This is a genomic window from Flectobacillus sp. BAB-3569, from assembly GCF_002270355.1.
Classification (GTDB): domain Bacteria; phylum Bacteroidota; class Bacteroidia; order Cytophagales; family Spirosomataceae; genus Flectobacillus; species Flectobacillus roseus.
In genome coordinates, this window is the sequence record NZ_NJFZ01000008.1 from 94,495 (window position 1) to 106,980 (window position 12,486).

The 12,486-nt window shown below is 38.3% G+C and carries 9 protein-coding genes; 1 reads left to right on the plus strand and 8 read right to left on the minus strand.

All coding sequences use genetic code 11. The features are described from left to right. Nucleotides 1-72: 72 nt before the first annotated feature. The 5 genes from BWI92_RS09130 to BWI92_RS09150 form a co-directional block, all read right to left on the minus strand. The gene (locus BWI92_RS09130) at nt 73-1,353 is read right to left on the minus strand and encodes an adenylosuccinate synthase (protein ID WP_095162257.1); all 1,281 of its coding nucleotides are present in this window, start codon (nt 1,351-1,353) and stop codon (nt 73-75) included. Nucleotides 1,354-1,535: 182 nt separating this feature from the next. Continuing rightward, nucleotides 1,536-2,036, minus strand: a complete 501-nt coding sequence (locus BWI92_RS09135) for a Fur family transcriptional regulator (RefSeq protein ID WP_095162259.1) — start codon at nt 2,034-2,036, stop codon at nt 1,536-1,538. Nucleotides 2,037-2,457: 421 nt separating this feature from the next. Continuing rightward, nucleotides 2,458-4,713, minus strand: coding sequence for a bifunctional (p)ppGpp synthetase/guanosine-3',5'-bis(diphosphate) 3'-pyrophosphohydrolase (locus tag BWI92_RS09140; protein WP_095162261.1), 2,256 nt, complete (start codon nt 4,711-4,713; stop codon nt 2,458-2,460). A 663-nt stretch (nt 4,714-5,376) separates the two neighbouring features. Beyond that, nucleotides 5,377-6,408, minus strand: coding sequence for a DUF6089 family protein (locus BWI92_RS09145; protein ID WP_095162263.1), 1,032 nt, complete (start codon nt 6,406-6,408; stop codon nt 5,377-5,379). Between the two features lie 301 nt (nt 6,409-6,709). Next, nucleotides 6,710-8,605: a tetratricopeptide repeat protein gene (locus BWI92_RS09150; protein ID WP_095162266.1), complete on the minus strand. Its 1,896-nt coding sequence runs from the start codon at nt 8,603-8,605 to the stop codon at nt 6,710-6,712. A gap of 192 nt (nt 8,606-8,797) precedes the next feature. Here BWI92_RS09150 and BWI92_RS09155 point away from each other — a divergent pair, with 192 nt between their 5' ends. Then, entirely contained in the window at nt 8,798-9,313 is a 516-nt protein-coding gene (locus tag BWI92_RS09155) for a GNAT family N-acetyltransferase (RefSeq protein ID WP_095162268.1), read from the plus strand. A gap of 160 nt (nt 9,314-9,473) precedes the next feature. Here BWI92_RS09155 and dapF read toward each other — a convergent pair whose 3' ends face one another. The 3 genes from dapF to BWI92_RS09170 all read right to left on the minus strand — a co-directional run bounded on the left by dapF (nt 9,474) and on the right by BWI92_RS09170 (nt 12,325). Further along, a complete protein-coding gene (dapF, locus tag BWI92_RS09160; protein ID WP_095162270.1) occupies nt 9,474-10,241 on the minus strand; it encodes a diaminopimelate epimerase in 768 nt (255 codons plus the stop codon). Between the two features lie 307 nt (nt 10,242-10,548). Next, on the minus strand, nt 10,549-11,025 hold the full coding sequence (gene ispF / locus BWI92_RS09165) for a 2-C-methyl-D-erythritol 2,4-cyclodiphosphate synthase (RefSeq protein WP_095162272.1): 477 nt from the start codon (nt 11,023-11,025) through the stop codon (nt 10,549-10,551). A gap of 61 nt (nt 11,026-11,086) precedes the next feature. Then, nucleotides 11,087-12,325, minus strand: coding sequence for a pitrilysin family protein (locus tag BWI92_RS09170; RefSeq protein ID WP_095162274.1), 1,239 nt, complete (start codon nt 12,323-12,325; stop codon nt 11,087-11,089). Between the last annotated feature and the right edge of the window lie 161 nt (nt 12,326-12,486).

Sequence of the window (12,486 nt, forward strand, 5' to 3'; positions counted from 1 at the left end):
CAATTTACCACTCGCAATTCAGCATTTATAATTTGTTAATTAGCTGACTGCTAAAAGCCCAAAGCCAATAGCTTAAGCTAATGCACCTCTCAACACACACTCATCACGGTCAGGACCAGTCGAGATAAAGTTGATTGGCAAGCCTAATTTTTCTTCCAAGAAAGCAATGTAGCCAGTCAATTCAGCAGGAAGGCTTTCGAAAGTTCTTAAGCCAGCCAAAGACGTGTTCCACCCTTTCAATGTTTCGTAGATAGGCTCTACTTGTGTATCTGTTAAATCGTAAGGCAATTGCTCAGTGATAGTACCATCTGGCAATTTGTAAGCCGTACAAATGTTGATTTCTTCGAAAATATTCAATACGTCAACCTTCATCATGACTAATTGCGTAACGCCATTGATCATCATCGCATATTTCAATGCTGGAAGATCAATCCAGCCACAACGACGAGGACGACCTGTAGTTGAACCAAACTCACGACCTTCTTGACGCATACGTTCACCTACTTCGTCAAGCAATTCCGTCGGGAAAGGGCCTGAACCTACACGTGTAGCATAAGCTTTGAAGATACCGTAAACCTCACCAATGTTTTTTGGAGCAACGCCCAAACCTGTACAAGCACCAGCAGTAACAGTGTTTGAAGATGTTACGAAAGGATATGAACCAAAATCTACATCAAGTAAAGAACCTTGAGCACCTTCAGCCAAGATTGTTTTTCCTTCTGTCAACGCGTTGTTCACAGAGTATTCAGAATCTACCAAGTTGAATTGTTTCATAAATTCAACCGCTTCGAAGAACTCTTGTTCAGCAGCAGTCAAATCATATTCAAACTGATAAACATCCAAAATACCCTTATGACGAGCTACAAGCGCATCATATTTTGCTTTAAAGTTTGGAGAGATAATATCTCCAACACGCAAACCTTGACGAGAAATTTTGTCTGTGTAAGTTGGACCGATACCTTTTAAAGTAGATCCGATTTTAGCGTCACCTTTAGCTTTTTCGTAAGCTGCATCTAGCAAGCGGTGAGTAGGAAGGATAATAGAAGCCTTTTTTGAAACTTCGAGGTTTTGTTGCAAGCTCAAATTATACTTTGCAAGACCATCGATTTCTTTTTTGAAGATGATTGGGTCAAGAACCACACCGTTACCGATGATGTTTTGAACCTCTTGACGAAAAATTCCCGAAGGAATTTGATGCAAAACATGTTTGAATCCGTCGAATTCTAATGTGTGTCCAGCATTAGGGCCACCTTGAAAGCGGGCAACAACTTGATATTTAGGAGCTAAAACGTCAACGATTTTACCTTTACCCTCATCGCCCCACTGCAAACCCAACAATACATCTACTGCCATTTTTATTACTTGGTATCACAGGCTACGCCCGTATTTAGAGTTACGAAATTTTACAGGCCATTGCCTGCGGTACGAAATGAAAGGCAAAGATAATTAATCTTATTAGGAAAAGCCCTTATCTATAGAGGAAATTTGAGAATTCTCTGAGGTATTATACTTACGATACTCCAGAGAATTCTTTTCTAATGGTCAGATTCGCCATTAACAGAAAGCTGTTGTTGAAGAGCTTTTTTATGTTCACAATCCGTTTTGGTACATGAACCATAAAAAATCAAAGAGTGGTGCATCACATTGAATTGTAGCATTTCGCCCACCATCGACTGAATGGTTTGGACACGTGGATCGCAAAACTCAGTTACATGGTGACAGTCAGTACAAATCAAGTGGTCGTGTTGGCGACGGCCATAAGATTTTTCGTATTGTGCAATATTTCTACCAAATTGATGTTTGGATACCAAATCACATTCTACTAATACATCTAAGGTATTATACACAGTTGCACGCGAAACCTGATACTTCTTATTCTTCATCGAAATATAAAGCTCCTCCACATCAAAATGGTCGTCACGTGAGTAAATCTCTTCCAAAATCGCAAAGCGTTCTGGCGTTTTTCTCAGCCCTTTATTTTCAAGATATGCTGTAAAAATTTTCTTTACAGCCTCCAAATTAGCGTTTGATGGCATTGTTTAATGGCTTCGGTGATTAGTTTATGAAAAGCTGGTTCAATGTCCAAAAACTAAACACTCAATAATTCATGAAGATTCAATTTTAGACTAAATCTATTCTTTATACAAAATAACTCAATTTCAGATTAAAATGGAAATTTATCAGAAAGCTTTAGTCAGTATCGTAGATTAGTAGTGTACAAAAGATTGTAAGAACTATCTATTTCGGATATCGCATGTTGGATGTTGGATTTCGGAAATGTAACCTACCTTTTTATTTATATTTTGAAAAAATCAAGGTATTTTACTTTTTCCGAAATCAGAAATCCCAAATCTGCAATAGTTAGAAATCCTTTATACAGTACTAATATGGGATATAAGATTGCGGATTTAAGGTTTTCTAAATCCGCAATCCAACTTCTCAAATCCGAAATATTATTTATTCCCCTCTCTCGATTTCCACAACGCCACTTACTTGATCTAACGAGCTTACTAATTTTTCTAGATGTGCTGTGTTATTGACCATTAAAGCAATTTTACCCTCAAAAATGCCATCTTTTACGCCAATAGAAAGGTTTTGAATATTGACTTGTAAGTCTTGAGAAATTACTCTCGTAACGTCGTTCATCAAACCCATGCGGTCGGTTCCTTTGATAATCAAATGTGCCACAAAAGACATTTCTATCTTAGATGCCCACACGGCTTTTAGGACGCGGTCGCCATGCCGTGACAACAATTCGGGGGCATTAGGACAACTCGTTCGGTGAATCTTGATACCCTCGTTGATAGTTACAAAACCAAATACATCGTCACCTGCGATTGGATTACAACATTTTGCCAATGTGTAATCAATCTTATCCATATCCTCTCCAATCAATAAAGCATCGGCATCTTTGCGGTCGCCATGAAGTTTCTTGAGCTCTTTTACCAAGTTTTTGGTATTGGTTAAAGGCTCCTGAATACTCTTCGCAGCTTGCTTACGCTCATGCGATTCTCGGTCAGACTTCCAACGTTTTAGTTCGTCTAGTTGGATATAACCTTTTCCAAAACGATAGAATAAGTCGTTGGCATCTTTGGCATTGAAATATGCTCTTAGCTGGTTGGTTACCTCTAAGGTGAGTACATTGATACCAAGAATTTTCAAACGGTGCTCTACCATATCACGCCCCACAATGACGTGCTGTTTGTTAGCTTCTTTGATATAGTCTTTAATGCGTGACTTTGCCTTGGTAGTTACCACAAAACCTAACCAATCTTCAGATGGTTTTTGTTTTGCCGAAGTCATACATTCGATAATATCACCCGTTTTGAGCTTGTAACTCAATGGCACTAACTTATTGTTGACCTTAGCTCCAATACAACGAGCGCCAACCTCTGTGTGGATTTCGAAGGCAAAGTCTAAAGCTGTGGCACCGTCTTTAAGAACGACCAGTTTTCCTTTGGGCGTATAAACAAATACCTCTTCATTATACAAACTACTACGAATATCATCGACCAATTCCACTGCTGATTGTTGGGCTTTGTCAGAAGAATCTAAGGCTTCGCGAATCTGCGACAACCACGATTCAAAAGCTTTATTGGTACGAGTATCATTTCCTTTGTATTTCCAGTGGGCGGCGAAGCCTTTTTCAGCAATCTCATCCATTCGTGTAGTACGGATTTGTACTTCTACCCAACGACCTTTTTTACCTGAACCCATTACAGTAGTATGCAATGACTCGTAACCATTGGATTTGGGATTGGAAATCCAGTCTTTCAAACGGTCGGGGTTGGGTTTGTAATGGTCAGTTACCATTGAATATACCGCCCAACAAGCTGCTTTTTCTTGTTCTTTGGGAACATCTAAAATAACTCGAACAGCAAACAAATCATATATCTCGTCAAAAGGTACATTGCTTTTTTTGAGTTTATTATGAATTGAATAAATCGATTTTGGACGTCCTTTTATGACATGTTTGAAATTCATATCCTGAAGCCCTTTCTCAATAGGTCGGATAAAGCTTTGAATAAACTTCTCTCTGGATGCTTTCGTTTCTTTGAGCTTTTTCGCAATTTCTTTGTAGACTTCTGGTTCAGTATATTTTAAACAAAGGTCTTCTAGCTCGGACTTGATAGCGTGTAAACCCAAGCGGTGTGCAAGAGGAGCATACAGATAAAATGTTTCTGAGCTGATTTTCAGTTGCTTATCGCGTGCCATGCTTGTGAGTGTACGCATATTATGCAGACGATCGGCAAGTTTGATTAAAATCACACGGATATCATCAGATAGCGTCAATAACATCTTTCTGAAGTTCTCTGCTTGTTGAGAAGAACCATGTTCGAATACGCCTGAAATCTTGGTTAATCCATCGATGATTTTGGCAACCTTGGAACCAAACTGCTCTGAAATTTCGTCGAGTGTTACCTCCGTATCTTCTACTACATCGTGTAGCAAAGCACAAATAATCGACGTAGCTCCGAGCCCTATCTCATCCACACAAATTTGCGCTACCGCAATGGGGTGGTAGATATAAGGTTCTCCAGATTTACGACGCATGTGTTTATGCGCTTCGACCGACATCAAAAATGCTTGTTTGATTAACTTGGCATCATTATCACGAAGATAGGGTTTGGCACTTGCGAGTAATTTTCTGTACCGTTTAAGGATTTCCTTCTTTTCTAATTCTAAGTCTATCGCTACAGCTTCTACGGACATATTAACACAGTTGGGGGACTAAAGTGGAAAAGCGTTAACAGAAATTAGTTATTAACCATATAGTACTGTACGAAGGGATATGAAACTGTTTATTTCGGATATCGGATGTTGGATTTCGGAAGTATAATCCTCTATATTTTGTAAAAAAATAAAGGTATATTTCTTTATTTCCGAAATCAGAAATCCCAAGTCTACAATAGTTTGAAATCCTTTGTACAACCCTAATTAACCATATAGAAATACACTACATATAAAAATTTGAGAAATGAGAATTTTATTGAAAAGCAAAAAAACGACTCGTACAAACTTTTATATGATAGATACTCTTCACTCATCACTTCTATGAATAGTGGTTTGAATTGTGATTGTTTTTGGGTTAATAATTAAGGCATTTAGACAGGAAAGAGGCAGAAATACAATAACACTACGAAGGATATAGTCTATTAATCTTGAAAAATCTATTAAAATCAACACACCGACCTCACATTTCGGGTCACAGTACTCTGCTCATCGAGCCGATTGCTTACACTAAATTAAGCGTTTTAGCTTCAAAAACAAACTAAAAATCATAATCTTCGAGATTTTATCAACGATTTTTATCAAAAATAAAGGCGTTTTAGAACTTTAATTCTAAAACGCCTTTATGCTAAAAAAATAGACTTTTTATCTCAATGGAGGACATTTTACTGCTGGTATCAAGTGATAAACTAGCTTGATACGAGTCATTAAAAAACTGTCGTTAATTTTTCCTGTTGCATTACGCGAATTACCACTGTAAAATACCGCCGCATCTCTTGGATTGATGGGCGAATTGGGGTCTGCATAGGTTGACAAACCTGCATTGACAAACCACTGACGAATTTCGGGTAGACGGTCACGTCCCGTAGTGATGGATGTGCTTTCTAACTCTCTGTGACTGAATGCCAAGGTATTGGGGTCTTGAACATCTTGCGGCAAGACATAAGGTCCACCCACGTCGTCGAGATAATCAGTGAGTGTGTATCTTAGACTAAACTCTACTCCAAAATCCCAACTTTGATTTACTTTATAATTAATCCCTATACCCGCAGGAATACTAATCGAAATAAGTTTGTAAGGAGAATCGTAACCTGGTAATCCTTGTCCTTCTGTACCAAGAGGCTGAAGACTAGTCCATTGTCCCGCTGGAATACTAATGCCTTGAGGAGCTTTTGCCATAGGATTATGATGAAATACCCCAACACCTGCAAACAAATAAGGCATAAGCTTGGTACGAGCACGATAATTACGATTTTGTTTGGCTAATTGATATACACCAACCACAGATAATTCTTTTACATCGTTTCTGAAATGGGCATTTCGCATAAAAAAATTTTCCATTCCTGCTACACCCTGAAACTTGTTGTCATCGCCAGCAATGCGCACCCATGATAAACCTACTCGAACACCCCAGCGTGGAGAAAGATAGCGCTCCCATTCGGCACCTATATTCCATCTGATATCTTGAGTGAAAGAAGGAATGATACGATAATAAGGCGCCAAGTCACCATAATAATGACTAGTTCCTAAGCCAAACGCTACAGAAGAGTGCTTTTCGTAGAGTTTACTTTCTGTACTTCTAGATTTATTTTTACCAAAAGATAAAAATGACTGTCCATATCCTGACTTTCCCAACAAGAGTACCAATGAAAGTGTAAGAAGGTATATTTTATTCATATCTATGTAGTGTTTGCTCCCTTGACAAAACGCTTTTCTAACTACTTTTATGTTACTTAGAACCAATATTTTTCAGGAAAGTAAGACACAAAATGTGATTTACAACAAGAATTAGATAAATATTTCTTTAAATCTGTTTGAGTAAAATTCTAATGGAGAGAGTGTCAACAACAAGAAGAAAGTTTGAATTGGCTAAAGATAACAACTATCACAATAGATAAAGGGAGAAAAAGAGTAAAGTTATTTCACGGGATAAACAAACTTTACTCTTTAGGCAAGGACAAGTAACAACTCTACACTCTTATTTGCCCATTATTTTAAGATTTTGTAACGCTACAGCATTGTTGGGTTGTTGTGCTAAAACAATTCTATAGTCAGCTTCGGCTTCCGTATTGTGTCCTAATTGCTGATGAGCAATACCTCGATTGAGATAAGCCGAATAATCTACCTGTGGTTCTGATTTGATGAGTTCATTTAATACTTCCAGTGCTTTCTTGGGGTTGCCTATTGAAATATAAGAAGCTCCTAACATGGTCAATGCTTGCGCTTTTTTCCGATTTGGCATGGTCAAGGATTTCTCAAAATCGGGAATAGCTTTTTGGGGCTGTTGAAGCGTAAAATAAGCAATTCCTCGGTTCATATAAGTCTCGCCTGACTTAGTACCTCTCTTGATGGCTTCGTCAAAATATTGCAATGCTCTAGGCGTATCACCTTTGATTCCGTAAGCCGTTCCTAAGTTTTCCCAAGGACCAGTATCGCCTTTATAGCCTAGTTCAATAGCCTTGAGGTTATTAGCGATAGACTCTTCTAATTTTCCTTCTTTTTCGCCTTGATATTTCCCTAGGGTATAATAAGCACGATAATCATCAGGATAGCGCTGAATAATAGTACTAAACAAGGTGCCAGTATTTTCCCAAACACCCACTTGTGCTTTGGTCTGGACAAAACAAAAACCACCAAATAAAAAGGCTATTGTCCATACGATTTGCCCAATTTGTGGTGACTTTTGTTGGATATATACCAAGCCGAGCGCAACCGCAAATAACAAACCAAAATATGGGATATAGGTATACCGATCGGCCATAATAGCTGCACCCACTGAAATGAATTGCAAAACTAGAGCCACCGTTATCGTAAAAAAGGCTATTCCAAAGAAGAAAGCTTTACTTTTTTTGTAAAATCCTCCTGCCAATAGTAGTACAATAATCGTGAAAACTAGTCCTACAGTATAAAATTGCACGTGAGCGCCAGTACTTTCGTAAGGATAAAAAGGAGAAAGTTGTAGTGGTAAAAATAGATGATAGCAATACATCATAAAACCGTATCCTGCAAACTGAAGGCGTTCGCCAATGGTAAATACTTTCAAATCCAAGGCTGATTTTTGTTCACCAATGGCATGAATCATTCCATGAAAGTCGCCTCCTGCTTGAATATTAGTAGCGATTAGTCCGAATAGCAACGATGCCATAAAGAATGGTATTTTTTCTAACAATACTTTAGGGTCAAATTTTCTGTCGTACCAATAGTCCAACAATAACAAAACCATAGGAAGTACCACTGCTTGCGCTTTTGAGAGACAGGATAGAACAAATAGTACCCATGTCCAGACTAATTTGGCATTTTTGTTTGTTTGCAAATACTGTACATACACAATGCAAGTAGCCCAAAAAAAGAGTCCATAGAGGACGTCTTTGCGCTCAGATATCCACGTTACAGACTCAACACGCATAGGGTGAACTCCGTAGATGAGGGCTACCCACAAGGCAACTATTTTATTCTTTTTACTAAGTAAAAAGGCTAAATATCCTACCAACAATACATTGATACTATGAAGGAGATAATTGGTTACGATAAATGACTTGGCTGAAGTACTTCCCCAAATACTGGCGTTGAGCATCAATGACCAAATCGTAAGTGGGTGATAGTTGAGTGCTACATGGCTCTGCCAAGTTTCTAGCCAATGTCCTGAAGGCTGGGTTACCAAATAATTATTTTCGATGTATACATGGTCATCCCAGTCTACAAATTGATGATTAAATCCACCTGCAAAAGCAATAAATACTACGACTAAGAGTAGGGTAATTCCTACATACAATTGCCAAGTCTTGGAGGTATGAGAAGTAATATTGGTATCAGGTTTTGCTTCTGAAGGCTTGGGCTGAATAACGGGTTTGGCAGGTTTACGATTTTTTGACATGGTATAATGGGAAATGAGTTTTGCAAACTACTTTTAGGCATTTTATCACAAGCTATTACATGAAAGTCTAGCAAATACTAATCCTGAATATATGTATTTTCGAAAAGTAATTGAAATATTTGTTAGTAAAAGGAGAATCGTTCCGAAAGGTGTAGAGTCGTTAAAGAAATAAAGAAACCCCCTAATAGTTGTATGTCCACAATATTTACGCTTAGAGCATTTCGGGAGGGAGACGAATATGCATTGGTAAAATACGCCAATAACCCTAATGTCGCCAAATACTTGAGAAATATTTTTCCTAGTCCCTATACACATGACGATGCAATTTGGTGGATTGATTTTAACAAAAGTCAAAAACCACCCTACACTTCGTTGGCCATATGTGTCGATGATGCTGTAGTGGGATGTATAGGTATAATTTTGGGGCAAGATATTCATGCGTGCCAAGCCGAAATAGGTTACTGGCTAGGAGAAGAATATTGGGGAAAAGGAATTATGTCAGAGGCACTCAAGCAAATGACAGCTTATACATTTGAACACTTCCCACAGATTCAACGAATTTTTGCAGGGGTGTTCGATACGAACAAAGCATCGCAAAAAGTGCTAGAGAAAGGCGGGTATCAATTGGAGTCTATTCAACCAAAGTCTATCCTCAAAGACGGCAAATGCTATGATGGGTATTTGTATGTCGTTTTTAGAGGTGAATAAAGCAAAATGAGTCAACTCAAACTGAGTAAAATCTAGCATAGTAGCATCAAAAAAGCGGTTGGAAAATATTTTCCAACCGCTTTTTGATAAAAATTAGGAGAATAAACCCAACCTTAAAACTTGGGAAGACTCATCTCTCACAATTCATCACTCATACTTCCTAATATTCTCCTTCAAATACTTTTACTGCTGGACCGATGAGGTAAACATTTTCGAAGCTATCTTCGCCAGTCTTGGTAAATTCAATTCTTAAATCGCCTCCTAAGACTTTTACGTCGATGGCATTTTCAAATCCTAAACGAAGATTTGCAGATAAAGCACAAGCCGTCACGCCTGTTCCACAAGCATAGGTCTCGTCTTCAACGCCACGCTCATAAGTGCGTACCGAAAGAGCATTTGGACCTGTAACTTCGACAAAGTTGACATTGGTTCCACCTTTACTCACAAAAGGCTCGCCGTAACGAATACCTTTACCATGTGAATAAACATCATATTCCGCAAGGTTATCCACATATTCAACATAGTGTGGAGAACCAGTGTTCATAAAGTCGTATCTTTCAGTTTTTTCAACACCTTTTACATCAATCATTTTCAATGAAATAGTATCAGGGTTTACCGAAGCCTCATGTTCTCCATCGATGGCAATAAACGTAGTTTGGTCGCCAATAACGCCCAAATCATGCGCAAAACGCACCAAGCAACGTCCACCATTGCCACACATTGAACCTTCGGTACCATCAGAATTGAAATAGACCATGCGGAAGTCATATTGCTCATCGCTTTGCAAAAGCATCAAACCGTCGGCACCGATACCAAAACGACGATGACACATTTTAGCTATTAATTCTTGAGAAACAGGAAAGCTTTTATCGCGGTCATCAATTACGACAAAATCATTTCCAGCGCCTTGATATTTATAGAATTTCATGAGAAACAGTTTTTTAGTTAACAATATTTTAAGAGATAAGGGTTCAGACAATTAGCGTTCGGCTTTCAGCTTTGGGCTTTCCGAAAATATTTCTCATGAATTCATAGAAGCTTTTTGCCTAATGCCTATCAGTGTTAATCTTGTTATGAATGTAAAATTTTGATAATTAAAGCCTTACGTTTTATTTCAGATTTGGGATTTCTGATTTCGGAAATAAAGAAAAAGACCTTCGTTTTTTTAAAACATATAAGCTCACACTTCCAAAATCCCACATCCGATATCCGAAATAGATACTTCAAATTCACAACTACTTCTTAATTAACGCTACACATTGGGCTGCAATTCCTTCACCACGACCTACAAAACCAATATGCTCTGAGGTAGTAGCCTTGATAGAAAGATCTTCCTCGTCAATCTTCATTACCTCGGCTAATACTCTTTTCATTTCTGGAATATGAGGGTTTAACTTTGGTATTTGTAAGATAATAGTCACATCTATGTTGTTGACTTCCCAACCTGCTTCCCGAATCATTTCCATCACTCGTGCCAATAATATTTTGGAATCAACGCCTTTCCATTGTGGGTCTTTATCCGAAAAATGATACCCAATATTACGCATATTGGCAGCACCTAAAAGTGCATCACAAATTACGTGACAAGCAATATCGGCATCTGAGTGTCCGACTGCACCATGTGTATGAGGAACCTTGATACCTCCCAACCAAAAATCACGACCTTCTTCAAGGCGGTGAACATCATATCCTTGTCCTACTCTGATTTTCATGTTTTAATATTTAAGAAAAAGGTAATAAGAGCATTATCCCTTATTACCAGTATGTAATATTTTATGCCTCTGAGCGATAGTATAACGTTGAACAATTTTCTGGTCTTAAAACATCTTTGATTGATGTCGACAATTGTTCGGCGTTGACAGCTTGAATTTTTTCTGTTTCTTGGTTGACCGACTCTGGGTCGCCTGCATTGGCCGCCACAGCCAAATTCATAGCACGGTTCAGAAGTTCTACTTCCGAGAAAACCAAGGTTGACTCAGCCTGATTTTTTACCTTTGTCAATTCTTCTTCATCAATTGGCTGAGATAAAAAGTCGTTTAATACTTCTTGAATAGCAGCATCACCTTCTTCAATACTAACACCGCTATTAAGATTACCTTGAATAACCAATAGACCAGGGTCGAGCGATGCCGTAACGTAAGCATTTACAGAGTTGAAAAGTGGGTTTTCTTTCACCAATTTATTGTATAATCTTGATGATTTACTACGTCCCAAAATATCACTTGCCAAATCTACCGCATTAAAATTATCCGCATATCTGGCAGGAGTATGGAATACTTTGTAAACAGCATCTAGAGGTACTTTAGCGTTTGTTTCCAGAAAACGAGCTGCCAATTGGCGTGGTTCCTGAGGTAAGTTTCGTGGTGTTACATTACCTGCTGGAATAGGCTCAAACCATTTTTTAGCTAATTGTTTTACTTGTTCCAATGTCACATTTCCTGCCACAACCATTACGGCATTATTTGGTAGATAATGTTTGTAAAAAAACTCTCGTACATCGTCCATAGTTGCATTTTCGATATGCGAAATTTCTTTTCCAATCGTAGCCCAACGGTACGGGTGAGTAGTGTATGCCAAAGGACGAAGTTTGAGCCAAACATCACCGTAAGGCTGATTCAAATAGCGTTGTTTGAACTCTTCAATTACTACTTTTTGTTGCACTTCTAAAACTTTTGGATCGAACGAAAGCGAAAGCATACGGTCTGATTCGAGCCAAAAGGCCGTTTCTAGGTTCACTGAAGGAAGTGTGATATAATAATTGGTAATATCTGGCGAAGTAAAAGCGTTATTTTCGCCACCCACACGTTGTAGTGGGGTATCATAACTCGCAATGTTTTTGGAGCCACCAAACATCAAGTGTTCAAACAAGTGAGCAAAGCCCGTTTTGTTTTCGTCTTCATCGCGCGAGCCAACATTATACAAAATATTTACTGCTGCAATGGGAGTAGAATGATCTTCGTGAACGTAAACTTTAAGTCCGTTGTTCAGTATAAAATGTGAATAGCTTATCATATATGCCGAGTATGAGTATAACCCAAGTCTTGTGGTTCTCTCTGTGGTTTGACGAACAAGGGTCTGGTCGAAAATAAAGACAAAACAATCTTTTAAGACTCAAAGCAAATTGCCTTGGCTTAATTGAATAGTAAACACAAATGTACATAAATCGGTTTGAT